The organism is Microbulbifer sp. YPW16, assembly GCF_021290385.1.
GTDB classification, from domain to species: Bacteria; Pseudomonadota; Gammaproteobacteria; order Pseudomonadales; family Cellvibrionaceae; genus Microbulbifer; species Microbulbifer zhoushanensis.
This window is the reverse complement of record NZ_CP089928.1, coordinates 4,120,305-4,144,892: the sequence shown is the minus strand read 5'-3', so window position 1 is coordinate 4,144,892 and position 24,588 is coordinate 4,120,305. Positions and strand designations below refer to the sequence as shown.

18 protein-coding genes are annotated in these 24,588 nt (G+C 62.0%); 17 read left to right on the top strand and 1 reads right to left on the bottom strand.

Translation table 11 applies throughout. From position 1 onward, the window contains the following. Positions 1-209 precede the first annotated feature (209 nt). Positions 210-959 carry a hypothetical protein gene (locus LVE68_RS17950; RefSeq protein WP_232941868.1) on the top strand — a complete coding sequence of 250 codons (750 nt, stop codon included), beginning with the start codon at positions 210-212 and terminating at the stop codon, positions 957-959. Positions 960-1,004: 45 nt separating this feature from the next. Here LVE68_RS17950 and LVE68_RS17945 read toward each other — a convergent pair whose 3' ends face one another. Beyond that, the gene (locus LVE68_RS17945) at positions 1,005-1,181 is read right to left on the bottom strand and encodes a PLD nuclease N-terminal domain-containing protein (RefSeq protein WP_232941866.1); all 177 of its coding nucleotides are present in this window, start codon (positions 1,179-1,181) and stop codon (positions 1,005-1,007) included. A 1,452-nt stretch (positions 1,182-2,633) separates the two neighbouring features. Here LVE68_RS17945 and LVE68_RS17940 point away from each other — a divergent pair. From LVE68_RS17940 to LVE68_RS17865, 16 genes are read left to right on the top strand one after another with little or no spacing between them, the layout of a single operon-like run. Beyond that, positions 2,634-4,976: a phage tail sheath family protein gene (locus LVE68_RS17940; protein ID WP_232941864.1), complete on the top strand. Its 2,343-nt coding sequence runs from the start codon at positions 2,634-2,636 to the stop codon at positions 4,974-4,976. An 11-nt stretch (positions 4,977-4,987) separates the two neighbouring features. Next, the gene (locus tag LVE68_RS17935; protein ID WP_232941862.1) at positions 4,988-5,464 is read left to right on the top strand and encodes a phage tail protein; all 477 of its coding nucleotides are present in this window, start codon (positions 4,988-4,990) and stop codon (positions 5,462-5,464) included. A 14-nt stretch (positions 5,465-5,478) separates the two neighbouring features. Further along, positions 5,479-6,234: a hypothetical protein gene (locus LVE68_RS17930; RefSeq protein WP_232941860.1), complete on the top strand. Its 756-nt coding sequence runs from the start codon at positions 5,479-5,481 to the stop codon at positions 6,232-6,234. A 13-nt stretch (positions 6,235-6,247) separates the two neighbouring features. Beyond that, positions 6,248-7,105 carry a hypothetical protein gene (locus tag LVE68_RS17925; protein WP_232941858.1) on the top strand — a complete coding sequence of 286 codons (858 nt, stop codon included), beginning with the start codon at positions 6,248-6,250 and terminating at the stop codon, positions 7,103-7,105. Then, complete coding sequence (locus tag LVE68_RS17920) at positions 7,106-8,458, top strand: Pvc16 family protein (RefSeq protein ID WP_232941856.1); 1,353 nt, start codon at positions 7,106-7,108, stop codon at positions 8,456-8,458. Next, positions 8,459-10,357 (top strand): ATP-binding protein, encoded by a 1,899-nt coding sequence (locus LVE68_RS17915; RefSeq protein WP_232941855.1) that lies wholly within the window; start codon positions 8,459-8,461, stop codon positions 10,355-10,357. Next, a complete protein-coding gene (locus LVE68_RS17910; protein WP_232941853.1) occupies positions 10,354-11,055 on the top strand; it encodes a hypothetical protein in 702 nt (233 codons plus the stop codon). The genes LVE68_RS17915 and LVE68_RS17910 overlap by 4 nt, the downstream gene beginning before the upstream one ends. A gap of 11 nt (positions 11,056-11,066) precedes the next feature. Then, positions 11,067-11,351: a hypothetical protein gene (locus tag LVE68_RS17905; protein WP_232941851.1), complete on the top strand. Its 285-nt coding sequence runs from the start codon at positions 11,067-11,069 to the stop codon at positions 11,349-11,351. A 1-nt stretch (position 11,352) separates the two neighbouring features. Continuing rightward, positions 11,353-12,591 carry a hypothetical protein gene (locus LVE68_RS17900; RefSeq protein WP_232941849.1) on the top strand — a complete coding sequence of 413 codons (1,239 nt, stop codon included), beginning with the start codon at positions 11,353-11,355 and terminating at the stop codon, positions 12,589-12,591. Beyond that, complete coding sequence (locus LVE68_RS17895; RefSeq protein ID WP_232941847.1) at positions 12,588-13,139, top strand: phage baseplate assembly protein V; 552 nt, start codon at positions 12,588-12,590, stop codon at positions 13,137-13,139. Before LVE68_RS17900 ends, LVE68_RS17895 begins: the two co-directional genes overlap by 4 nt. Before the next feature lie 10 nt (positions 13,140-13,149). After that, complete coding sequence (locus LVE68_RS17890) at positions 13,150-13,470, top strand: hypothetical protein (protein WP_232941845.1); 321 nt, start codon at positions 13,150-13,152, stop codon at positions 13,468-13,470. Beyond that, positions 13,451-13,843: a GPW/gp25 family protein gene (locus LVE68_RS17885; RefSeq protein ID WP_232941843.1), complete on the top strand. Its 393-nt coding sequence runs from the start codon at positions 13,451-13,453 to the stop codon at positions 13,841-13,843. Before LVE68_RS17890 ends, LVE68_RS17885 begins: the two co-directional genes overlap by 20 nt. Continuing rightward, positions 13,840-16,329, top strand: coding sequence for a hypothetical protein (locus LVE68_RS17880; RefSeq protein WP_232941841.1), 2,490 nt, complete (start codon positions 13,840-13,842; stop codon positions 16,327-16,329). The genes LVE68_RS17885 and LVE68_RS17880 overlap by 4 nt, the downstream gene beginning before the upstream one ends. Further along, positions 16,326-18,572 carry a hypothetical protein gene (locus LVE68_RS17875; protein ID WP_232941839.1) on the top strand — a complete coding sequence of 749 codons (2,247 nt, stop codon included), beginning with the start codon at positions 16,326-16,328 and terminating at the stop codon, positions 18,570-18,572. Before LVE68_RS17880 ends, LVE68_RS17875 begins: the two co-directional genes overlap by 4 nt. After that, positions 18,569-20,923: a hypothetical protein gene (locus LVE68_RS17870; RefSeq protein WP_232941837.1), complete on the top strand. Its 2,355-nt coding sequence runs from the start codon at positions 18,569-18,571 to the stop codon at positions 20,921-20,923. The genes LVE68_RS17875 and LVE68_RS17870 overlap by 4 nt, the downstream gene beginning before the upstream one ends. Beyond that, complete coding sequence (locus LVE68_RS17865) at positions 20,920-24,570, top strand: right-handed parallel beta-helix repeat-containing protein (RefSeq protein ID WP_232941835.1); 3,651 nt, start codon at positions 20,920-20,922, stop codon at positions 24,568-24,570. The genes LVE68_RS17870 and LVE68_RS17865 overlap by 4 nt, the downstream gene beginning before the upstream one ends. Positions 24,571-24,588 lie beyond the last annotated feature (18 nt).

Sequence of the window (24,588 nt, the reverse complement as noted above, 5' to 3'; positions counted from 1 at the left end):
ACTTCGCCGGATATCCGCTGGCAGCGGCATCGGGCAGAAAGGAAACCATTGGTAATAACGGGTCTACACTTTTATTAATCTGCCACCCAGGGATCGGGTGCAGGAAGGAGAAGTCGAGGTATTCAGGCGCCGTGGCAGGATAATGCTTTATCCGGCAGTGTCACCGGCAGCCGGCCTCATTGCCACGGAAAGGATCAACGGGCAGTACCATGCCAGCGCAGTTAAAGTCCCGCCATACCCACGCACAGCTGATTACCCGGGCCTTACAGCAGTTACAAATACTGAGATTCTGGTTGCTGTCACTGGGGGCCATTACCCTGGCGCTGCTTATAGCGTTATCCGCGGCTTCAGAGTCAACCGGCATCCCCGTCGGCACATTCACCCGGGACCCCGCCGCAGTCCTGCAGGGGCACTTCTATGTGGGCATACTCTCCAATATCGGTATTGTGCTATGGAGTGCCTCGGCAACCATCTGCCTGTTTTCCGCCCTTTTACTGGGTATGAAAATCGGCAGAAGAGCGATTTGCCTGTTCCTGCTCACCTCCGGTCTGATTACCTCGCTGGTGATGCTGGATGACCTGTTCCTGTTTCATGAGGACATAGCCCCACACTTCCTCCATATGCGCGAGCGATATGTACTAATCGCCTACGCACTGATGATGCTGGCTTACCTGGCAAAGTTCCGTACAACCATTCTGGAGACTGATTTCGTCCCATTCGCGATCGCCCTGGGATTCTTTTTCCTGTCGGTATTTATCGACAAGAACTCCTTTGACTGGCTACCGGACCCGTACCTGCTGGAGGACGGCGCCAAGTTTGCCGGCATCGTTTTTTGGCTATTCTATTTCTCCCGGACAGCGTACCAGGGCCTGGCGGTCACCTGTGGCATACTGGCTGAAAACGAATCTCCGGAACAGTGGAAAGATGCGTCACTGCCGGGGCAGGCGCCGGAAGCCTGAACGCTTACCACGACTGCTCCGAAGCCATACCTGGCCAGGCGCTATCTACCCGCCCTTCCCGCCCGGGCCGGCGAAATACCAGATGATCAGGCCGATCACCGGCAAAATCAGCACCAACAATACCCATATAATCTTCTTGAGCGCGCCTGCCGGGCTCTGGAGGATTTTGATGATTGCGTAAATATCAGCAATAAGGATCAGGATCCCGAGTATCGCTTCCATAATTGCCTTCCCTTTATTTTCACATGTACTCGAATGGAGGAAAGCGAAAAGTATAGCCAAGGGCGGGTAGAGTGCAGGAACGCTTGCTACCAGGAGAAAAACTACAGGGCACCCGGGGCATACCACGCGTTCTGCGCCAGGGAGCGGCAGCTCGCCCCGCGCAAGTACAACAGTCACGCAGCATACACGCTTGCACCAGCCAGTGGTCACCAGCGGGTTTCGTCCTCCACGAGAAAGCTCTTCGGACAAGACAGGGCCCGCCGCTTTGTAAGGATGGTTTTGCTGCCAGAATAAAACGTTTGTACAAAACTCCCCTGTTAGTATCGAGGGGAACTGAGCGAGGGCAGACAGTAAGGCAGCCGGGATGGCACTAGGCACCTGCTTTAAGGCATCAACGGTAGTGAGCCCCACCGATCACCCATCACCTTGCCAGAAGCGCCTTGCAGCTCTCCCCGCTCGGCTATTACAGCACTACTGCCCCTGCAGTGTCACGGCAGGCAGTGATTCCTGTCCCCTCCGGTCTTTATCGACCACACTATCACGGCATTATTATCCAAAGCACTCTTACCTCCCTATTATCAATTAATGGACTTCTGACAAATCAACATAATAGGGAGACAACCATTAACGACAGTAAATCACCTTCAGACAACCTCACAGATCCAGATAGTCTCTGGCAGCAGAAAGATACTCAAACAGAAAAAAACAAGAGAGCCGACTCGGTGCCGCCTTTCCGGAAAGCCCTGTTGAGCCTGAGAATTCACCACCCCGGGAAGCAGGCGACCCATAAATATAAAATGTCCAGGATAGAAAAGAACAGCAAATGCCTCTCCCCCAAACCGCACTTAGCTAAATATTATTGACTACCCCTACAAGCAAGGCTTCGCCTTGAAAACGGTAACAAGGTACTGCTGGCATTCCCGGTTTTAATCCTTTCCTACAACCACATCCTGCTTTCCTATTGAACCCGCGGCCACCACCCACAGGCGTTACCGACACACCATGCAGGGCATACGGTTTAATGCCTGTAGCCACGGGGCATATTGCTGCAACCACCACTATCCATATTCTCACGGGTCGCAATACGTATCTACAGGCCCCATAAAAACCAGTTTTGATGATTGGCCCGGCAAGGTTAATTACACGGACTTTCAGAAATGCAGGAAAAAGAAACCTTGTTAACCGAAAATATTTTGCAATTCACAGCCGTAGAAAATCCCCTGAAGAACATTCCCTGCAATTTTAATCCACACAACTGGTACACATCACCTGCAAGCAGGCATGGCACCGGCCACTCACGAAAGTGAAACCCTCCACCACCAGAATGATACCCAGTGCTCCATGTAATAAGACGTAAGAGGATTAAGCGCCAACATCAATTTCAACCATAGACAGGAACAATTTCCCACTGATAGGTTCATTTTTGATTCCCGCCAACCCAAGGTGGATATAATGTCGATAATGTTGTCCCCCGGTGTTCGCACCTTCGAGCATCCCTCTGGCCAGTCTGTAGCCCGCGGCGCAATTTCGAGCCGACTGCTTGCTATCGGCATGGCACGGAAGGGTCCCATTAATACACCTGTTGCGATTCGCAGTTTCGAGCAGTACGTCGCGCAGTTCGGCGATAACCTGGCTTACGGCGAGCTCGGCATTCAGATACGCCAGGCCTTTACTGCTGGCTTGGGCGATGCGGTAGTCGTCCGCACTGCCAATAATGCCGTTGCTGCACATCATGTGATCGAGAGCGAATTCGCCGGCCCCGGCAGCGAGGTGCTCCGCGTTGACGCGGTTGATGCCGGGGTTCTCGGCGATGCGATCCGGGTCGAAGTCGACTACGACACACCCGACCCGGAACTGACCTTCAACCTGACGCTCTGGCGGGAGACGGTGGACGACCAGGGCCGCCTGGGGCGGGCTGAAAGCGAAGCCTTCACCAACCTTTCCATGGACCCGCAGGCGCCCAACTTCGTCCAGCGCGTAGTGAATGGAAATTCCCGGCTGGTCCGTGTGACCACCGAGCACGCCCCGCCGGACCTCACGATTAATAATGAGGACCTGGTCTACAGCCAGTCCGGCTTTTACTTTGCCGATCTCAGTACTTTCCTGTCCGGCATCGGCAACGACCTGGGGATCATCGTCGAGATTGACGGGCGTGAGCAGGTACCGGTAACGCTGACCCAGCCAATCACCCTGGCCTCTATCCAGGAGGCAATCAACACCTCGCTGGGAGCCCGTGGTCTCTCGGCCCATGTACACGTGACTGCTCACGACAGCGGGCACGGTTCCTCCGCGCTGCGCATCGCAGTGGACAGCACAGATGGGACCCGTTCGATCCGCATCCTTCCTGCGGGGCATAACGACGGTACAGGAACCCTCGCGCTCGGCAGCCTGCAGGGCGGATTGGAGGTTGGCCTTTACTCCCAATACCGACCCGTGATGACCGGTGTTACGACGCGCCCTTTCGCTTCGGCGGACGACATTTCACCGCTCGAGGCACCGCTCAGTGTCGGGGCGGAGCCGTGGCCGGTTGATTTCGGGGATGGCACCACAGACGGCAGCCTCACGGGGCTGACCTGGGGTATCCCCAGCGCGACCAGCCCGATGGACGACGGGGACGGGGACAGCGACACACCACTCTCGCTGGCGAATTTTGCCAACAATCTCGATAGCCTGGTGGCAACATTGAATGCTGCCGACCCGCTAGGCAATACCTGGACGTTCAGCCGTATCGGTTACCGGGTCCGGGCCGTCCGCAACGACGGCATGTTAGCGCCCTCAGAAGCGGGAAGCTTTGATACCGGAGGCGCAATTGCCTACCTGGATTCAGCCGCGGCAATTCGCGCGGCGTTCAGCCTCGGACAGGCCGGTGGCGCGACTATGGGTAGCGACGGCCAGGCGCCGGTCCTCGCGGATTACCAGGCCGTGTTCCAGCGGGTTTCACGTGAAGTCGATATCTTCAATATGTTGATTCTGCCTCGCGGTCATGAACAGAGCGATGACCAGCGCGGCGGAATCTGGGGCGCAGCCAGCGCATTTTGCCGTGAACAGAACGCCCTTCTCATCATGGACCCGAGAAGTGACGAGAACGCCTGGTCGACGGTCGACGAGGTCACCGCAAAAGCCCAGCTTATCGACTTCAAGAGCGGCGTGATCCCCGAGGTAACCTGTGTCTTCTGGCCGCGGGTCAGGACGCCCTACGGGCGCACCCAGGTGCACATTGATCCTTCCGGCACCATGGCGGGCGTGATCGCCTCGACCATCGGGCGGCTCGGTGTGTGGAACGCCGCCGCAGGCCTCTCTGCACCGCTCGTCGGGGTTACAGGCCTCGAGTACCCGATGTCGGACGCCGACAACGGCGTTATCAATCCGCGTGGAATCAATGCACTGCGTGCGAAGTCGACCGGCAACGTCAGCTGGGGCGTTCGCACGCTGGCGGGTGATGATGCTTTCTCGAACCGGGACTTCGCCTACATTCCCGTCCGGATGACCACGGACTTTATCAAGAACTCTCTTCAGGCAGCGCTGCAGGAATTTGTTTTCAAACCCAATAACCGGGTTACCTGGGCGAATATCGAGATGATGTGCCGCGCCTTCATGCACGGACTCTATGAGAAAAAAGCGTTTCGCGGCGCGACTGTCGATGAAGCCTATAACGTGCGTTGTGATGAGACCACCACGTCCCCTACAGATATCGCGCTCGGCATCATGAACGTCTGGGTTTTCTTCGCACCCTTGTTCCCAGCTGAGTTTATTCACCTTCATGTTCAGCACAAGTTTGAGCAACCCTCATTTTAAGGAGGGCGACCATGCCCATTACGCCTGTCACGGTTCGTCCGACCCCGCTGACCAACGCCTATTTCGAGCTGTTTCTCGAAGGGCAGTCAGTTGCCGCTGTCACCGCCATCGGTGCCATCAAGTCGAGTGTAGCGGCGAACCCCTCCAAGGACGGCACCCAGCTTTACTCGGTCTACAGCCCTGGTGCGGTGACCTATGAGGCCTGTGAGATCAAGCAGGCACAGGTGCTCGACGTCGCGTTGCTCAACTGGTTCGAACAGGTACACAGCCCCGTTAGCGCCGGTGCAATCTCGGTTGATGGGATGAAGAAAAACCTGATGATCCACGTCAAGGACAGCCAGATGCGCCCACGCATCCAGCATGAGCTGTTTTCCTGCCTGCCGACTTCGATCGCCTGGGACGCGCTGGACTCCAACGCCGAGGCAAACACATTCCTGACCTTCTCGCTGCAATATGAATACAGCCTGACGAAATACCTGGAACCCTGATCACGGGAGGCTATGTGGCGCAGATGATAGGGGGGAAGGTCATTTATGGTGTCGGGAAACGACGAAGCTACCTTTGCCGCCCTCTGGACGAGCAGGCGCTGTTTCGGCTGGGCGCGAATCCTGACCAGCTGATGCCGAAAGCGCTTGTCCAGGGCGATGACCGTTTGTTACCGGATGACCTGCCAGAGCTTCCGCTGGTCGACTACGAGTTGATGCTGGCACATGTCTATGCAGGTACATTTGGCACCACCATCGACCAGAACGTGGACTGTCCGGATTGCAGCAAGAAATTCTCCGTGGCGTTCTATCTCGGCACCTGGCTGTCCAGTATCCGCGACGCGGTGAAACCGGACAGGGAGAGAACCTTTGACGGCGCACCGTATGTGCTCCCCACGCAGTCGATCCTGAAATCAGTAAAACGGGACCAGCGCGTCCTGGCTCGCCGGCTCTGGCAAGGTGACACAGACCTTCACCCGGAGAAAATAACTGAGTTCGAGGCGGAAGTTGCCAGGGCCTGCCCGATCCTGGCGGACGACATCGAGTCCCCCTGCCCGCGCTGCGGGGAAATCGTGCGTAAGCGCTTCGTCCTGCGAAACCACCTTGCCTCACGACTTCGCACCTGGTTGCACAGGCTCCTGGCCGACATTCATGTGCTGGCTTCCTGCTATCACTGGTCCGCCGCGGACATCCTCGACCTGCCACGCCAGACACGAGTTGCGCTGGTCGACACTATCCAAGTGCAGCGCGGTCGCGCACGTAGTAGCCGCTGAGGGCGATAGAGCAATGTCAGGTTACTTCGAAGACATACTGGAAAGTTATCGCCCTGCTGAGCCTATAACAGGCACGGATGCTCCATGGACGGACCCGATCACCGAAGCTGCCACTCCAGACCTGCCATTTTCGGATGTCGGGGCTGCTACCGGACCCGACGACGTGAACCTGCCGCTCGCCCATCCCGAGCTTCCCGAACCCGATGATTTTCGGGAGACCGTTCACCGATCCCCGCCCGAGCGGGAGTCCCCCGCACAGCCAACACAGGCCCAACCGCTCGAACCGAACGAGCAAATTGTCGCACACGAAACTCGGGTCATAGAGCGACCTGTCGATATTTCCCCGGCACCCGACTCCGGCATCGAGGAGCCGATACAGGGTACGGACCCCGATATTTATGTTCGAGAGCATGTCGACCACTCAACCACGCATATCCACGAACACTTCGAAAATGTCGACAACAACATGGTTTTCGAGCCGGAGCCGGAAGAGACTGAATCTCGTGCACCAGCGGAAGGGCATCCGGCACCCGAACCCACCGAGCCTGTGGAGCAGGATCCCGGTCCTGCACTGGCTGCGATCGAGACAGAGCTGGCCCGGGCCCTTGCCCGGCTGCACGGCGAGTTCGAACCCCAGCAGCCCCTTGTATCTCCCAGCGATTTCGAGCCCGAGGTGCGTGACAACCCGATTCCCACCGACATCGAACCCGTGCGCGAGGTGACACGGGAAGTCGTTACCGAGATCCACCATCACCACACGAACGAGAGCCGCGCCGAACAGCCAGCCAGGCCTGCACCCCGAACTGCAGCCGAGGCCTCGAGAATCGGCCCGATTCGATTCGCCGCGGCCTGGAAGAAGGAAGAGCGCTAGATGGCAGTCACCCAGCTTTCCCAGGTCACATCAACCCTGGAGACCCTGCTCGCGGCCAATATCGAGCGGCGTATGGGGGGCGTACTTACCGTCAATACAAGTTCGGTTTCACCGCTGGACGTGTCGCCCACAACCAACCTGGTCAACATCTTCCTGTATCACTTGCATCCCGAGGGAAAGCCCGACGCCGCGGAGGAACCTGCTGCCAGTCCGTCCCGCCCGGTGTTCTTCTCCAAGCCAGTGACACTTCATTACCACCTCACTGTCTACCAGGCGACCGGAGTGCTTCCGCACCTGTCCGAGCAGGATCTCCTGGGTCATGCCCTGGCGACACTGCTGGACCATTCTGAACTGGACGAGGACGTCTCGATCGGGACGGTCCCGGTCTTCGACGACGCCCTCGTCGGGGCGGGCAACCACTTCGAGATCGAAGTCGTCGTCAAAACCGGCAGCGAGGCGCTCAATGTCTGGCCCGCCTATGACGGCGGTGCGGTTCGACCGAGCCTATATTTCAGGGTCAAGAACGTACGGCTACAGCCGGAGATGCCGCAGGAACTTTCCGGGCCGATCCTGACTGTCGGTGACGCGACGCTGCCCAACATGGGGCCGCGCCTGCAGCGTATCTCGAGCACAATCACCGCAACCATTCCCGGAGCGGGCGGAACTTCACAGCGACAATTCAACCGCACACCGGCCGAGCTGTTCCCGGGCGCAGGACCGGAAGACCGCGTTCTCGTGCTCCGCGGCACTTCCATTGACCAGTTCGTGGATATCGAACTCACAGTGCCCGTGGGCGATACCATGGAAACCTTCCGCGTCGACTTCGAGGCTAACGCCGCGAACGGCTGGGCAATCGATGACGAGCGCGGTGAAGTTCTGGTAACCACCGGTGCAGTGGTCGCCCGTCCGGTCGCCGGCGTGATGCAACCACTCTCACTTGAGCCAGGCGATGCGCAGATTCGTGTCCTGACCAGCGAGACCATGATGCAGGGCGGCGAACCGGTGCCCTTCGAGATCCCGTCCAACCGCCTGCCTTTCACACTGAATCCCCACATCGCGCAGGCCGACCTCGTCTCCGGTCGGCGCTTCCGGCTCGACCTCGATGGTAACTTCGACCTGGAGACGATGGCGCCCGCGGATAACCATGCCAGTCTCCTGCGGCTGGCCATCGGTGGTGCGGTCTATCACGTGCGCGATTCTGCGGCCGGCCTCCAGGCGGGAGACGCCGCCATTGCCGGACCAAGGCGAATCGACTATGTGCTGTCCGACGACGCTGACGAGAATGCCCTGGCCTATGTCCAGCTCTGGATCCGCAACGCCGTCAGCCAGCCGTTCTGGGTGGGGGGTACCTAGATGCGCAGCTTCGCCGAACTCTATGCCATCGACATTGATGCCATCGTCGAACTCACTGAAAAAAAGCTGACCGGTCGCCACGACGGCGAGCAGGTGGCGATGCTGCGCGCCCGGCTCAGCGACCCGGAAAATTCGCGCTTTGCAAAGCTTGTCCAGATGCTGGGCCTGACACAACCCGAGTGTGACCTGCTGACCTGCCTTATTGCACAACATATCGACCCCACTCTCGAGGCAGCCATTCGCGAAAGGTCCGCATTCCCCTATATCCATGAAGCGCTCGTCAGGGAGGCCTTCGGGCTGGGCCGGATACCAATCTACACCTCGGACAGCGCCCTGAATCTCTGGCAGCTCGTCCGTGCCCGCGATATGGGACCCGGGGCCCCGATGGCTTTTGACATCGACCTCGCAGTGATCGAATGGCTGGCCGGCAGGCCGGGCCTGGAACAGGCACTCCAGCAATTACTGACGCGCGTCGAGGAGGGACAGGCTGCTGATGAAAAGGTCCTGCAAAACATGGCACAGGCCATCCGGGTCGAGGGCAGCAAGGCGCACTGTATCGTTTGCGAACTGACAGGCAGCCCCGAGACTGACTTCACCCGGGTTGCCGCAGGAGTGGCATCCATGTTGAACACCAGCCTGTGGGTCGTGCAGGCACAGGAGGAACCGTTCACTCCCGACCAGGTTCTGCGTATCCACCGTTTCATCACTGTCCAGAACGCGGCGCTCTGCTGGCAGGCCCCCGAACCCCAGCTCCTCGAGCCGGGCATCTCGCCCTCCGCGCGGCTCCAGTTCATTCCGAATGTAGAAAGCCAGCCAGCCCGAACTTCCAGGACGCACCGGTACCTCAGCTTCGAGATTCCCGCCCCCCGCCGTGATGCCCTGCGCGCGCGGCTGCGCGAGCGCTTTCCCGATGCACCTGAGAACAAGCTTCGTCGTGTGGCCGCCATTCGCGGCGTGGATGCCCGCTTGATTGAGACTGCGCCGTCGTCCGATATCGACCTCTTCGCACGTCGCGCCGTAAGACGAAGTACGCGCGCCCTCCACGCCTGGGCAATCGAACTGTCGACCGACGTGGGCTTCGACGATCTTGTCCTGGATCCGCCCATGCGGGAACAGCTCGAGGACCTGGTGGCCCAGATACAGACCCAGCACGAATTGATGAACAGGCCCGAGGTCGCCCGGGTCTATGTTCAGGAACGGGCGCTCTCGATCCTGCTGCAGGGCCCCCCCGGCACTGGCAAGACGCTGAGCGCCCGGGTTCTGGCTGGCGCAGCGGGCAGGCCGCTCTTCCGCGTGGACGTGGCGAGCCTTGTCAGTAAATGGCGCGGCGAGACAAACAAGAACCTGCGCAAAATGTTCCGGGCCGCGAGCCAGTCCGGCGCGATTCTGTTTATCGACGAGTTTGATGCTGTCGTCTCGAAGCGGACGGACACTCGCAACGAGATCGCGCGGGCCGACAACCAGAACACCGCCTACTTCCTGCAGCTGATCGAGAACGCCTACGAGGGTACGGTGATCTTCGCCACCAACCGGCCCCAGGAAATCGATGAGGCCATGCTGCGCCGTATCCGCCATACGCTCGACTTCCAGCCGCCGGGCGAGTCCGAGCGCACAAAACTGTGGCGCCTCGCCCTGTCACCTTTCGAACCGGCAGAGGACGTTCTGGCATTTTCAGAGGTCCTGGGTCCCGCATTCAGTTTCTCCGGCGCGCGCATCAAGGCCGTCGTGCTAAACGCTTACGCACAGGGAGCCGCCAGTGGAAAGGACGTGCTGACCATTAATGCGCTGCGGCGCGCGACGCTGGCCGAGGCGCGGCAGAACGGCCGCCTGCCCGGAAAGCGTGAACTGGGCCGTGTGCTCTCCTACGGCAACCCGGAGATCTCGGAGGTCCCGTCATGACCCTGACTGCCCCCCCGGTAAAGTCCGTCAAGGGCGCACTGATCCAGCTCAACCCGAAATCCGGCATCGCCGGGATTGCCGGCAACATTCCCAACGTTGTGCAGTTCGACATCAACCCCGAGACCTTGACCCGTAACTTCACTCCCTGGAAGGCCGAGGCGGAGGAAGGCGCCCCCAGCCCCGGCGCACCGGTGCAGCCGATTGAGGTACCGCAGAAGTTCACCGGCTTCGAGATCAAGATCGATCCCTATGCCGCGAAGGGCTCACTGGTCCCACCGAACTCGTTCAGCGTTGAAGCGCGCCTGGCGGCGCTGCGCAAGATGATAGAGCCTACCAAGGGCCTGGTCGGGGATCTTTTGCAGTCGGTGGCCGACCTCACAAACACCGGCTCATCGGATTACACCCCGCCCGAGGTGGCTCCGGTCATTCTCTGGCTGGGTGCACGGATAATCCTGCCGGTCCAGATCGAGAGTTTCACAGTTACCGAGCATCAACACGATGCGCTCTACTACCCGATCCGGGCGACGGTGGCAATGGAGCTGAAAGTGCTGACGCCCGACTACTTCCGCTGCAGCAACAGCGATGCCGCCGAAATCGCAATCGCCGCCTATGAATACACCCGCGCGCAAAGTGATTTGCTGGCGGTCGCCAACCTCGCCGACCTGTCGCCACTCTGGCGACTCATCGCGCCAATCTGAATGAGGAAACGATGGCCAAGTTCTCCCCCGATAGCCGTTATACAAAGCACTCACAGCCCTTCAAGACCACTGACCCGCGCGGGCGCGAGGTGCTGGCGGTCAAGCCTGCCGTTATCCCGGCGAGACGGAACCGCGGCACGCATATCACGAAGGACCCCCAACGGCTGGATCATCTCGCCTGGTTCTATCTCAAGCGCGCCGAAGCGTTCTGGGAGATCACAGCGCATAACGGGCGCCTGCTGCCTGATGCTGTTCTCGCCCAGGCGCGGATCCGCATCCCGACGGACGAGGATTGAGATGCTTTCGACTATCCAGATCGTCAGCGGCAGCGGGGGAACCCCGTGGACCCGGGAACAGCGCCAGTGTGTGCTGGAGATCCGCTCCGAGCACAAACTCAATGACCCGACGAGCTTCAGTATCCTCATGCACGACCTGCCCGACCGGCAGGGCGTGCGCCACCGGCTGCTCGCCCCGGGTCGCAAGGTCGCGGTTCTTGTCCGGCCGCGGGACCGGGGCGAGTGGCACGTGCTGTTCCAGGGCAAGGTCAGCGAAGTGGAGGAGCATCAGACCCAGGGTGGCGTCGGCTCGACCATTCTCTATCGCGGCCAGGACATCCGCACAATCATGGCGGCACGGAGCTATACCGGCGCCTGGTCCGGCCAGGTTGACGCGGTCATGAAACACCTGATCGAGCAGGACTTCGCCGAGCACCACGTCGACGCGCCGGAGAACAACGAGCTCGACGAGGAAGAAAACCCACTTGGGCAGAACAGCAACAACCTCGATTTCCTGCGGACGCAGGCCATTGCCTTCGGTCACAACTTCTGGGTCAGCTACGCCCGCGTGCCCGAGGCGACACCCGGGCTGGGTGACCTCAACCCGCTTGACGACAGCGAGCCCAGCGTGACTGTGACACCAAAGATCCACTGGGCCCGCTCCCCCTATTTTGAAGAGGGCGGTGCGCCATCAACCGGCGGTGTTGCCGCTGCCGCCCAGGCGCTGCCGGTTCTCGGAGGGGAGGATACCGGGCCAATCAGTTTCAAGGTGAATGTCAATCGCGCCTCCTGCCCCAATGTGACCAGCTTCGAAGTAATGTCTGAAGGCAGCAACGTCCAGACCATGCCCGAACAATCAGGCAGCCAGACCACACCCGGTGTTCCCTCACCACCGACAAACCCACTGGAACCGCCTCCCGACGACGACACCCCCGGCATTCATTTCGTGCCCCGGGCTGTCCAGCCGGGGGGGGACGGCGAGCAGGTCAATGAGGCACTCGAGCAAGAGCGCGCCTTTGACCGCAAGGTAAAACTCTCGACAACCCTGGCGATGCTCAAGAAGCTCTGCATCCCCAACGAACTGGCGACGCTGGAGGGAGTACCGGAGGCCGTGGCGAACAGGCTCTTTCGTATCAGCGACGCGACGCACGTGATCCGCATCGATGGACACTGGATGGATGCCGTCCTGGAGAGCGACGGCAGGGAATACGGTGCAGCCGACGAGACCGGGGTGCCCGGTGCAACTGGAGAAATGGTATGAGCGACATTCCGAACCGCGGTCCCACAATCGACGAACTCTACCGGCCAAGCACCGGCCGTCTCTACGGCAAGTACCTCGGCGAAATCATCGACAGGGATGATCCGAAATGTCGCGGCCGCCTGCGTATCAGGGTAGACAACATCACAGACTCAAAAGGTGTCTGGGCTGACCCTTGCGTGCCCTACGCAGGGGACGGCATCGGATTTTTTGCGCTGCCACCGGAGGGAACCAGGGTATGGGTGGAGTTCCTCGGTGGCAGGATTGACCGCCTCGTGTATTGCGGGTTCCTGTGGCAGGAAGGTGAACTCGATGCGCAGGATTATGACCCTGCCCGGGTGCATTTCGAGACCGGGTCACTCCGTATCGAGGTCGACGACTCCGCGGATGAGATCAAGATCGAAATCAAGAAGAATGGCGGCTCGATCACGATAAAAGGTGGCGAGATCACGCTGAAAGCAAACGTCGTCACCCAGGAGGCCCAGGGCAACAAGGTTGTCCTCGACGCCGCTGCCTTCGACGTCAAGAACGCCGCGCTGAAAGTCGTGTAAGGAGGCCACCATGAGCAACCCCACCCTAACCGTAGCCGCACACGTTGTCGATTCCGCGCAGGGACGTGCAGCAGCCTTCGTACCGGTAAACCTGCGCGCAACCTCGACGAATATGCCGCTTTCGGTACAGGCCGACGTGCCGGCTTTTCCCGGCACCTCGCCCGCACTGACTGTTACCGGTACCTGGACCGTCGCCGGAAGCCGCGTCACCGCCAGTGGCATACCTCTTGTCAATACGCAGTCGGTGGGGGTCGGTTACACCCCCGTGCCCGCTTCCTCCGGTCCACTTCAGATCCTGCCAGGAAACCAGCATGTTCTCATCACCTTCTGACCCGATCCACGCGCTGGCCTACCCGCTGGCCCTGGACGAGGACCGCGGTCGGTTTACCAAGACTCTCGACTATGAGCGCTACGTTCAGGACCTGGTGCTGCAGACGCTGATGACGGCGCCGGGTGAGCGTATCAACCGGCCCGAAATGGGCACCCCCATCCCACAACTGCTGTTCGCATCGATCAACGAGGAGGTTGCCGATCTCGTCAAGGCGCAGATCCGTCGCGCGATGGCGCGCTGGCTGGACAAGGTTGTCCGTGTCGAGGGGATCGAGATCCGCCAGCCTGAACCCACCCGTTTCGAGATCGAGGTCAGCTACGTCATCCTCGCCACGGGAACGACGGATGTCCTGAAGCGGACCATGGCGCAATGAGTGGGCTCGGACGCCATATACTCCTCGCTGAGCAGGAGCCCTCGTTCGACCAGACGGGCATCGACTTCATTGCCGTCGACGGAGTCAATCACGCGAAAATCTATATCTACTTCGTGATCGACCCGCTAGAGCCCGATCTCGGTTTCGCGGCGAACGAACTGGATATCGAATGCCTGGGCACCAGCTCCAGGGAACCACGAATCGTCGAGGCCCAGAATTTCGAGGCGCATACGGATGCCCAGGGCAGGACGCGCAACGTGCTGGCGGTAACCTTCGACTCGGGCGCCAGTTTCGAGATGCAGCGCCTGCGCCTGGCTGACCTTACCGGGGCGCGCCTGGATCCTTTCAGCTCGGCCGCGGACTTTTCGTTCAAGCAGGCCTGTCCCACCGTGTTCGATTGCGCCTGCCACGGCGTACCCGGCGACCGTCCCGGCTCCGACTATCCGGTGGATTACCTCGCCCGCGACTTCCAGAGCTACCTCGACACCTTCGCGGCATTCTCACGGGAACGCTATCCCCAGTGGCAGATGAACATCGTGCCCGACCAGGCGCGAATGCTGGGCGACCTGATCGCCGCGATCGGCGACGAAATGGCTTTCCTGCAGGACGGCTACCGATTGCAAACCCAGTTCGAGCACCTTACAGAGCGACGCTCCTTCCAGCAGATCACGCGTATCCTCGGTTACAGCCTGCGCCCCGAGCTTCCGGCACAGGGTTATGTGGTGCTGCGCCATTACGAGGGAACCTCCAGGCCAACCGGTCTTCCCCCTTTCGACGAAACCGTTATCGCGGGAACCGCCCTCGCCGGATTTGGCGACAGCGATATGGTGATTCCTTTCGAGGTCGGGGCCAGCTTCGACGACATCCTTGCCGGCACCGGCTATCCGACCAGTGCCCGCTGGACCGATATCCCGGTCCACATCCCGGACGAGACCTGCCCCTGGATCGCCAGGGGCGCGCGCGAGCTGACCGTAACGGGCACCGACCTGGTCCACCCACAGGTCGGCCCCGGTACCAGGATCCTGATAGAAACCCGGCCGGTCGACCAGTCCGAGCCTCTCCACCGGATCATTGTGACGCTCGACGAGGACCCCGGGCTGGTCGAGGATGCACTGGTCGGTATGGATGTCACACGACTGCACTGGCGCGCCGAGGATGCACTGCCCTTTGACCTGAAACTGGAACGGGCATTCGTCAGCGCCAATATCGTGCCGGTCGTGTCCGGCCTGACGCACGAAGAGCGCTTTAGTATCGGTGACAACGATCAGGCGCTCCCCACCGCAATTGAACGCGAAGGTCCGCTGTCCGGGAGCGGGGCAAGACGTCCGGTGGTCTACCGTTTCCCGATGGTGCGGACCGTGACCGATGGGCTGTCATGGCGCCCTGCCGCGGGCGACATGCCATGGGACCGCCGCTACAGTCCCGATGTCGCACTGGCGCGGACCAATGCCGAGGGCGCGTTGCAGGAGCACTGGCGGGTGGTCGCCGACCTGCTGGCGGAGGGCCCGGCTGACGAGGCAGCGACCGTGGAAGCCGGCCATTGGGGACCTGTCTTCACCTGGCTCGACAACGGGCAGCGCCGTGAGCATCGGGATTATATTGGCGACCCGGGCTGGTGCCTGCGCTTCGGCGCAAACGGCTTCGGCCTGGCACCGGCAGACGGCGCCTTCTTCCGGCTGCGTTACCGGACAGCATGGGCAGCACATGCCAACCTGCCGCCCGACCGCATGCGGCTACTCGCCGATCCTGCCAACGAGGCACCGGACAGCCTGCCGATGCCAGCTGCGATCCTGTCGGCCTCGAACCCGCTGGCTTTCGACAACGCCCAGCCGCCCGAGCCACTGGCCCTCGCCAGGCTGACCGTGCCGCATGCGACGAAGGCAATGCAACTGCGGGCCGTCCGCGACAGCGATTACGAGGCGCTGGTCTCGGCCCGGGATGACATCGACGCGGTTGCCGCCCGATCGTACTGGCTCGGCACCTGGACCGGCACCTTCCTGGCCACGGACCCGAAAGACAGCATTGCCCTCGACGACGACATCAGGGCCGAGGTCACCCGCTTCCTGGAAGAGATCCGCCTTGTCGGGCGGCCGGCATACCTCGCCAACACCGCACTCCGTCCGCTCGATCTGCAAATAGTTCTCTGCCACGATCCGCGTGTGCCCTGGGGCCACGTTGTCGAAGCCATCGTTGCAACCCTTGCCGCCGACGATCCTGAAGCACTGTTCCACCCGGCCAACCTCACTTTTGGCAGTCGCCTCCACCGCGCCGCCCTCGAAACCCGGATCGCGGGGCAGAAGGGCGTGACCCGTATCCTCCGCATCCGCTACCGCTGGCGCGGCGAGGGAGACTTCAGGGACTTCACGGAGAGTTTCCTCGAAAGTGCACCGGACCAGATTCCCGTCCTCAAGCACGACCCGATGCGCCCTGACCTGGGCCGCCTCGAGATCTTTGACAGCCAACTGCCACAGGAGACCGCCCCATGAGCGTTGCGACCGACGGCCTCCACTGCCTCTGCCCACCCCGCTTCCCGGCGCTTCTCGATGCCGACGGACGACCGCTGCCGAAACTTTTCGCCGACCACCGTATCGAGGTATTCCAGGCACTCTCGACCCGCGCCAACTTCGCGCACTGGCAAACCAGCCTCGAGGATGACATTGGCCGGATGGTCCTCGAATGGCTGGCGACACTGCTCGACAACCTGTCGTTCTACAACCATCTCTGGACGCTGGAACAGCACCTCGCAACCGCGACACAGGAGGATTCACTTCGCCAGCTGGCGGCCCTGACCGGTTACCAGCCAAGGCCGAACCTTGCGGCGATGGCGCGCATCGCTGTGATCTCAGATGCCCGCGCGCCCCTCGTCCTGACCGGCGGACGGGGTGTAACGTCCGAGGGCAACGACAGGCATCCCGCCCTCGCCTTCGAGACGACAGGCGATGCGCCCATCGACCCCGCGCTGAACGCGATGACGGCGATACCACCGCGCGAGACCACCTTCGACGCTGACTTTGTCGCCATCGGTGGTGCCTTCCGCAACCTTCGCGTGGACGAGCCGGTGCTGTTCAGGAGCGGTACCATCCGCAAGGCTGCGATCCTCGAGGAGATCGGCAATGACAAGTTCCCCTCCGGCGAAAGCTATGCCGAGCTTCAGCTCGACCGCTCGCTGTCAGTCCTCACGGGCAGGGACCTCAGCGATATCGAATTAAAGAGTTTCGTCAACCAGAGCGAAGGCCGGGGTATTTCCAGTTACCAGCTGGAGCTCCAGGGTGTGCAGCCGGGCTTCCAGGTGAACCAGGAAATCGCTGCCATCGATGGCGAAAGCGGCGCGCTCAGGTACGGCCGCATCACCGGGGTGAATGTGATCAACCGGGTGTTGATAGAGAGCGAGACCGCACCGGTGCTATCGCCCGTCACGCGGATTTCGCTGGACACCTACGTTACCAACGGCCACGCGCACGTAATATTCCACGGTGCCCGACGCGGCGGGCACCTGATCGGCGCGCCAAAGACACATCTGGCACTGGCCGATTTCGCAGGACATATCGACGTTGAAGAGAAATACCTGGGCGACGATCTCGACCACCAGGGCGATTTTGTCGTGGTCGATGCGGAGCACCGCAGCGTCAAAATCACCGCCAGCCTCAACGTCAACCCGCACAATCGCCGCGCGGCACTGGAACTGGCCTCGATCTCCAACCCAGCGATCGTATTGAAGGCACCGCTCAGGATCCACGGTAATTTCGCCATGGTGGACCAGGGCAAGACCGTGGTTGAAACCCTCGGCAGCGCCAGTGGCCGGCGTTACCAGACATTCCGGCTCGGAAAGAAGCCACTGACATTCCTGCGCAGCGACCTCTCGGACCCCGAGCCCGCCATCGAGGTTTACGTTGACAGCGTGCCATGGCGCTACGTACCACACCTGTTCGGGATCGCTGCCGACGACAGGGTCTACACCCTGCGGGTCGAGGCCGATGGACAGGCCCATGTCATCCTCGGCGGCGTTGCCAATCCCGGCGACAAGAACGTGGCTGCACGCTATCGATACGGGACAACCGGCGACAACCCGGATGCCTTCACCATCAATGCGCTGGCCGGAAAGGTCGAGGGGGTACAGAAAGTCTTCAACCCGTTCCCGGCTCTCGGCGGCCTGAAGGGTGACGATACCGAGGACCTGCGCTTTATCCTGCCCGCACGGATCTCGGCCAACGATCGCTGCGTCTCGGCCAAGGATTACGCGGTACTCTCGCGCAACTTCGGCGCCCTGGCCGCCAGCGCGCGGCCCTACTGGAATGCTGTACGCAAACGGGCCGGGGTCGAGGTGACCGCGGTCTTCGATGGCGGCTTCGACCCGGCACTGGCGGGCGAGCTTCGCGATTTCCTCGTCGGCCATGCGCCGGAGGGCAGCCTGGTGAACGTGGCCAGCGCGCGGCCCGCGCCGCACAGCATTGCCCTCACGCTGCGCCTGGCGCCCGGGGCCCGCGCGGCCGATGTTGAACGCCGTGTACGAGACATCTACTTCCACGAGTTTACCGGCCTTCTGGCCCCACGCCGCGCCAGGATCGGCCACACCTGGAGCCGCACCGATTTGCTGGCCCCGCTCAACGGAATTGACGGCATCATTCGCGTCGAACGGCTGAGCCTTGATGGCAGCGAAAGTACCTCCACGATCGCGCAGGCTCCGGACGAATTCCTCGATGCGACGCTGGACCTGGAGGTGGTGCGATGAGCAACCCGATCAATGGCCGCGCGCTCGACGGTTTCGAGGAATACTACTACCGCAAGCTTCACTCCTGGATTCCCGAACTCTACTGGACCAACGACCTGGACAACGGCACCCTGGAAACCCTGGTCCGTGCCATGTCCGAGCGGCTCGCGGAGATGCGGCGTGAGATCGACCGGGTCTGGACCGCCTCCTCGATCGAGCTGGCCGACGACTGGGCAGTGAAGTACCTGGGCGACCTGGTCGGTGCCGAGACGCTATCGGCGCAGAACAGCCGGGCGAACCGGACCGTCGCAGCCAATTTCATGAACTACCAGCGACGGAAAACCACCCGCTACCTGCTGGACATGCTCATCACCGATATCGTCGGAACCGAGGGTTATGTCCGCGAGATCGAGCGCTGGCTGGCGCGACCGCCCCACGAGCTGGACATGGCCTACCTCCGCTCGGCACCACTCTCGGGGGGCCCGGTCGGCGGCCTGCCCGAACTGACCGGGCCGCGGGTGGACGACGCCGCGCTTCCCGCGTTTGACGAATTCGCGCGGCTACCGGACTTTGGCCCGCGCGAGGGACGCGCGGCCTCCTACGACTACGCCACGATCCACTTCAACCTGTTCGCGAACGAGAGCTGGCGGGTCGACATGGCAACACCATTCTGGCTGGACGAAACACGCCTTACCCTGGACCCCTCGGGCCGGGCCACGCAGCTCTTCCACAGTGCGACCTTCGACCACCGCGCCGGAAGTTGGCCCGTCGGCCCCGAGGAGTTCCCGGTTCCAATGCGCTGTGCGCGGTTCAACGACGCGCAATTCGAAATCAGCAGCGATGCCCTCGATACCATCGCCTCCCCGGGCCTGACGTCTGCCCTGACACCGTGGATCGGTGTCGCATTCCGGACCCGACAGGCCTTCCAGCGGATCCTCGCCGACCAGTTGTCGGCCTCGCTGTACGCAAACTTCCGCGAGTCACTATTGCGCGAGTGCCAGGTTCCCGGTTGCGCCAAGGCGCGCCAGCTCGAGGCTGATGTGCGACTCGACATTGGCCCGTTCGCCGACACCCGGCAGCTCGATCCTTACGAAATTGTGGCCGCCAATCTCTCGCGCTGGATGCCCGGGACACAATGGCCAGAAGACGCCGCCCTGCTCATCGACGTAGCCAGTGGCTGTGTCCAGCTTGCCGAGGCACCGGACGATGACGCCGCGCCGCCGGAAGTGTTCCACCCGCTGTTCCACCATCTCGGCCTCGTCCACCGTGTCGGGGCCGGGACCTTTCCGCGCGAAAGCGACATCGACCTCGGGCCCACCTTCAACGATGCCAATGACGAAGTGCCGTTCACACCGCCCGGCGCCGGGCTGCAGCCCTTCCGCGATAACCGGCGCTACCTGTGGGAGTGGCCGGCCAACCGACGCTTCAACGTTACCGGCGAGTTACGCCTCGAGGCTGCCGATCGCACACGCCCCTATGTCATCTCACGCACCGATGACCCGGAGCGCGACTTCACCATCGTCGGGACCGGCGGACAGGACAATCACCTGGTCATCGACGGGCTCTGGCTGGGCCTGCTCGGCGATGCCCCTGTCGAAACCGCTGTGGGCGGGGCGCATGAGCCGGCCCCGCCCGCCCATGCCCGGCTGGTCCTCGACGGGCACTTCGAAACGGTCACTCTTCGCCATGTCTCGCTCGACCCGGGCGGCGAACAGGCACGACTCGACCCCGGCACCGCCCGGGCCATCCCCGCCGTGGCACTCGAGATCGAGGGCTCGGTGCGGCTGTTGCGGATCGAGCGGTCAATCACCGGCCCCATCGTCGAAACCCGGACCGACCCATCACTGCTGAACGCCGGTGAAATCCGCATATCGGATTCCATTGTGCAGTCGAACGACCCGGATCGCCCGGCGATCTCAACCGAGCTCGCCCGGCTGCACCTGGTGAATTCCACCGTCCTTGGCGCCTGCCACGCGAACCTGGCCTTCGCCACCAACACCCTGTTCAACGGGCCGCTTTACATCACAAACCGCCAGCAGTCCTGCCTGCGTTTCAGTGCGGTAGCCGGCTACGAGGGGGTCGCCGGCATCGACCCGTCCACCCTGCCCCGCCGTTTCGAATGCGTCGAGTACAGGCGCACGATACCTCCGGCATCGCTGCGTTCGACCCGGTTCGGCGACCCGGATTTCGCGGCGCTTTCGGACCTTGCCGATTCTGGCCTGCTTCACGGTGGCGAGAACCGGACCGAGATCGGCGTGGGCAATTCGAGGTTCTGGCACCAGCGCCGGAACGACCTGGCACGGGTTGTCAGTACCTTTCTGCCCGTTGGGCAAAATGCACAGATTTACGAGGAAACGGGGGGGCGTACATGAAACGTCGTATCACCAGGGAACACGACGCCCGCCAGGGTTACGGCGGCGTCTATTGGGAGGGCGGCGGTGCGATTACCGACGCAGACCTCAACGCCGCCTTCGACGCGCATCGCGAGCGAGACGAGGCCCGGGACCGGGCCTGGATCGCGCCCGCGGGCAGCGCCGACAACGGCTGGCGTGCCGACGGGCTCAGGAACACGGGCGGCATGGTCGATTTCGACCTCGCCGCCGGTCACTACATGCTGGACGGCGACCTCCTGAGAAATCCCGAGAGCTATCCATTTATCGCCCAACCACATGGCCTGTCCGCCCCGCTCGAGCCCAACATGACGCTCGGCTGGCCGGAAGCAGACGAAATAACAGCGGCAGGTGGCGAACGTTTCGATGCGGTGGTAATCGACAACCGGACACTGGCAGTCACGGTCGTAGAGGACAGCGAGCTGGACGAGGTGGCGATGCGCAGCGACCCGGCCACACGCGTCCGCAACTCGCCCAAGGTCCGCATCCTGCCCGGCGTCCCGTCCACGTGCGCCGAGGCGCGCCCGGAAGTCATGGACCTGCTGGCTGGCGCCTGTGCCGAGGTCGAGATGCCCTCGCCAGCTTTCCGCCCCCGTGGGCGGTTGCGGGTCCACCTGGGCACAGTGGAACAGTCCGACAACCCCTGCGCGCCCGAGCAGGCCCTGGGCTATTTCGGACGACTGAACCACACGATCAAGGTGATGCTGACCGCGCCGGACCGCTTCGTCTGGGCCTACCGTAACGGCGGCGAGCTCTACCGGGCGACGCTCGACGACGACGCCACCCTGCGGATCGTGACTCCCTTTGACGACAGCTCGCGCTTCCCGGTCTCGGGCCAGATTGCCGAGCTTCTGGCCTGGGACAGCCGACTGCCGAACGGGGAAGTCACCGCCGCGCCCCTCGGCCGGTTCCACGCCATCCAGGAGGGCTATTCCCCTGGCGACGAGACCCTGGAACTCGCCACGCCGGTGGACGGCGACCTGCGCGACTGGTACGACGCGCAGGGCGACGGCACATTCCTGTTCGTGCGCTTCTGGGAGCCGCCGGCCGTTGCCATGCAGACCTCCACGGCCACCGATGTGGATGTGCCTCTCGCCACGACCGGAGTAAGACTCGACTTCATCGAGCCGGGCTGTCCGGGCGACCAGTGGACCTTCAGCGTACGCGTCAACGCCAACGACACGGTATTCCCGCAGCGGATGCTCGAACCGGGCGGCCAGCCACCGGGTGACACCCGTCGCGCCGCCGACCTGATCGCGCTGATCCACTGGCAGCTGGACGGCGGGGAAGTGGTGGGACATCTCCACGACTGCCGTCGCAAAATCCGGCCGCTGTGGAAACTCCAGGGCTGCTGCACCGTGACGGTTGGCAACGGCGTGACAAGCTTCGGCGACGTCGACCGGCTCGAGGACGCCATTGCCGCACTGCCCCATGAGGGCGGGCGTATCTGCCTCCTCCCCGGCACCCACACGGGCGGTGTCACACTCCGGAATCGCGCCAACATCACCATCGAGGGCTGCCGGGGCCAGACCCGCCTGGCACAGGGTCAGGGCGGCGGGCCCGTGCTGACCATCGAGGATTGTGCGGGCGTCAGGATCAGGGATCTGACCATTGATGATGGCAACAGCCTTGCAGTGGCGGCCGCACGTACCCACCAGCTGACGCTGGAGCGAATCGATACGAATGGCCGCGGCTCCGCCATCTCGCTGGTCGACGGCACCGCAACCCGGGTGCAAAACTGCAATTTCCTCGCGACTGAGGAAACGGAGATCATCCCGGCAGAACAATACGCCGAACTGCGCCCGCTCGCGTTCGTCGGCGGCGAGGATCTCGATATTTCCGATAACAGTTTCCGCTGCGACTCCTCCCGCCTGACACTGATGTCGCTCGGCGGCCTGCAGGTCGCCTCGGGGAGCCGGGGCGTCCGGATTGCGGGCAACGTCATCCAGGGTGGACTCGGCCACGGAATTACACTCTGCCACCTGAATCTCATCCAGGTGGTGGGCGTCAATTACGGCGAGGCGAACCTGGTCGCCGAGTTGGGGGACGGCATGATGAAAGCCGTCGATCAGCAGGCTGTCTGGACGCGAAACAGTCGCAAGGCAGATGTGGAAGGCAGCTACCTGCTCGAGCAAAGCGATGCGGTTTCCGCGACCATTGGGGCGGCGCAGGACGTGATCTCGAATGCGACCTTCAGCTTCGTGGAAAACCCCATCAATATCGCCCAGGTCGCCCTGCAGGGCTGCCTTGGCATCGACCCGACACTGACAATACCCGAGCCTGAGGACGAGGATGACGACTGGACACTCTACGTACCGGCGGGTGCGGTAAGCCATGTCCATATCATCGACAACGAGATTACCGGCATGGGCGGCTCGGGCATCTCGATCCCGTCATGGAATCTCTCACTCCGCTCCACCGCCGGCGAGTGTATCGTCGAGCAGTTGGCCGTCGAGCGAAACCATATCAGCAACTGCGCCCGGGTGGCTGTCGCCACGACCCTCGACGACGATGACCTGCAGGAAATCGGTTTTGGCGGCATAGCGCTGCAGGTCGTACGCGGTGCGAAAATCGGCTCAAACATCATCCAGGGGATCGGCACCGATCACCGCAGCCCGTCCGCCGGCATCTACATCTCCGAAGTGCAGACCGGCCACATTCACGACAACCAGATCAGTGCAGTCGGCCGCATCGAGCGCTCGGGAAACCGTAATATCCTGGGTGTGTCGGGCGGTATCCTTATCGACGGCGCCGCGCCGGTCTGGGGACCACCCGTCACCGGCGGCATCATCCGCGATTTCACGGACGGCGAACTTGGCGACCTGACCGATAAAGTCGCCGATGCCGGCGGCGCCGATGCCGGCAAGGAGCACCATGTCTCCAGAAAAAAAGAGGCGGAGATGGTGAAGAACCGGAAATTCTCCGCAAAGGCCGTGGACATCGCGAAGCTGCTTTCCCTGCCGCGGACAGAGGCCCTGCGTATCCAGAACAACCAGGTCACGGTCAATTTCGGCATGAGCCTGGACGTGCGCGGGGCCGGCTCCTTCCATATCGCTGACAATCACCTGACCACCCTCGCCCCGCGGACCAACCCGGACCGGCCCCGGCTGGCGAGCGCGGTATCCGTGGTTAATTCCGGGTTCCCACAGATAGAGTCACTGGTCTGGGTGATGGCCCTGTTCCGCATCTTCCAGATCGAGTTCGGGGAATTCGGGTCGAACTACCTCCTGCAGGTCTTCGTCTCCGCAATGATGAAGGTTTCGGCTTACCGGGACCGGGATATGATCCAGTTCCAGAACAATCATATCCGCACGGAGAGCTTCACGCGCAACGATACCGCCGCCGCAATGGTAACCGTCGTCTCGCCCTATGACGTGCAGATCAGCGACAACACCCTGAAGTCGATGCACAGCGACACCAATGCATTCCTGCACCTGCTGGCGACAGGCCTGCTCTCGATCCAGTGCGTCTCAAACCGGATCGAATCCCGGCCGCAAGAAGGCGTCCTTGGGGCGGCGCTGACCGCCGGGCGTGACAACACCACTTTCCTGAACCATGCCAGTCACCAGATGACACAGATGCGGATAACCCCCGCTGTGCCGTCCGGGCCGGGCAACATCCAATCCTGATAAAAGCGAGGCGCCGCC

What these genes read in the sequence shown, in the direction of transcription:
- LVE68_RS17950 (WP_232941868.1), top strand. Translation starts at nt 210, where the DNA reads ATGCCAGCGCAGTTAAAGTCCCGCCATACCCACGCACAGCTGATTACC.
- LVE68_RS17945 (WP_232941866.1), bottom strand. Translation starts at nt 1,181, where the DNA reads ATGGAAGCGATACTCGGGATCCTGATCCTTATTGCTGATATTTACGCA.
- LVE68_RS17940 (WP_232941864.1), top strand. Translation starts at nt 2,634, where the DNA reads ATGTCGATAATGTTGTCCCCCGGTGTTCGCACCTTCGAGCATCCCTCT.
- LVE68_RS17935 (WP_232941862.1), top strand. Translation starts at nt 4,988, where the DNA reads ATGCCCATTACGCCTGTCACGGTTCGTCCGACCCCGCTGACCAACGCC.
- LVE68_RS17925 (WP_232941858.1), top strand. Translation starts at nt 6,248, where the DNA reads ATGTCAGGTTACTTCGAAGACATACTGGAAAGTTATCGCCCTGCTGAG.
- LVE68_RS17920 (WP_232941856.1), top strand. Translation starts at nt 7,106, where the DNA reads ATGGCAGTCACCCAGCTTTCCCAGGTCACATCAACCCTGGAGACCCTG.
- LVE68_RS17915 (WP_232941855.1), top strand. Translation starts at nt 8,459, where the DNA reads ATGCGCAGCTTCGCCGAACTCTATGCCATCGACATTGATGCCATCGTC.
- LVE68_RS17910 (WP_232941853.1), top strand. Translation starts at nt 10,354, where the DNA reads ATGACCCTGACTGCCCCCCCGGTAAAGTCCGTCAAGGGCGCACTGATC.
- LVE68_RS17905 (WP_232941851.1), top strand. Translation starts at nt 11,067, where the DNA reads ATGGCCAAGTTCTCCCCCGATAGCCGTTATACAAAGCACTCACAGCCC.
- LVE68_RS17900 (WP_232941849.1), top strand. Translation starts at nt 11,353, where the DNA reads ATGCTTTCGACTATCCAGATCGTCAGCGGCAGCGGGGGAACCCCGTGG.
- LVE68_RS17895 (WP_232941847.1), top strand. Translation starts at nt 12,588, where the DNA reads ATGAGCGACATTCCGAACCGCGGTCCCACAATCGACGAACTCTACCGG.
- LVE68_RS17890 (WP_232941845.1), top strand. Translation starts at nt 13,150, where the DNA reads ATGAGCAACCCCACCCTAACCGTAGCCGCACACGTTGTCGATTCCGCG.
- LVE68_RS17885 (WP_232941843.1), top strand. Translation starts at nt 13,451, where the DNA reads ATGTTCTCATCACCTTCTGACCCGATCCACGCGCTGGCCTACCCGCTG.
- LVE68_RS17880 (WP_232941841.1), top strand. Translation starts at nt 13,840, where the DNA reads ATGAGTGGGCTCGGACGCCATATACTCCTCGCTGAGCAGGAGCCCTCG.
- LVE68_RS17875 (WP_232941839.1), top strand. Translation starts at nt 16,326, where the DNA reads ATGAGCGTTGCGACCGACGGCCTCCACTGCCTCTGCCCACCCCGCTTC.
- LVE68_RS17870 (WP_232941837.1), top strand. Translation starts at nt 18,569, where the DNA reads ATGAGCAACCCGATCAATGGCCGCGCGCTCGACGGTTTCGAGGAATAC.
- LVE68_RS17865 (WP_232941835.1), top strand. Translation starts at nt 20,920, where the DNA reads ATGAAACGTCGTATCACCAGGGAACACGACGCCCGCCAGGGTTACGGC.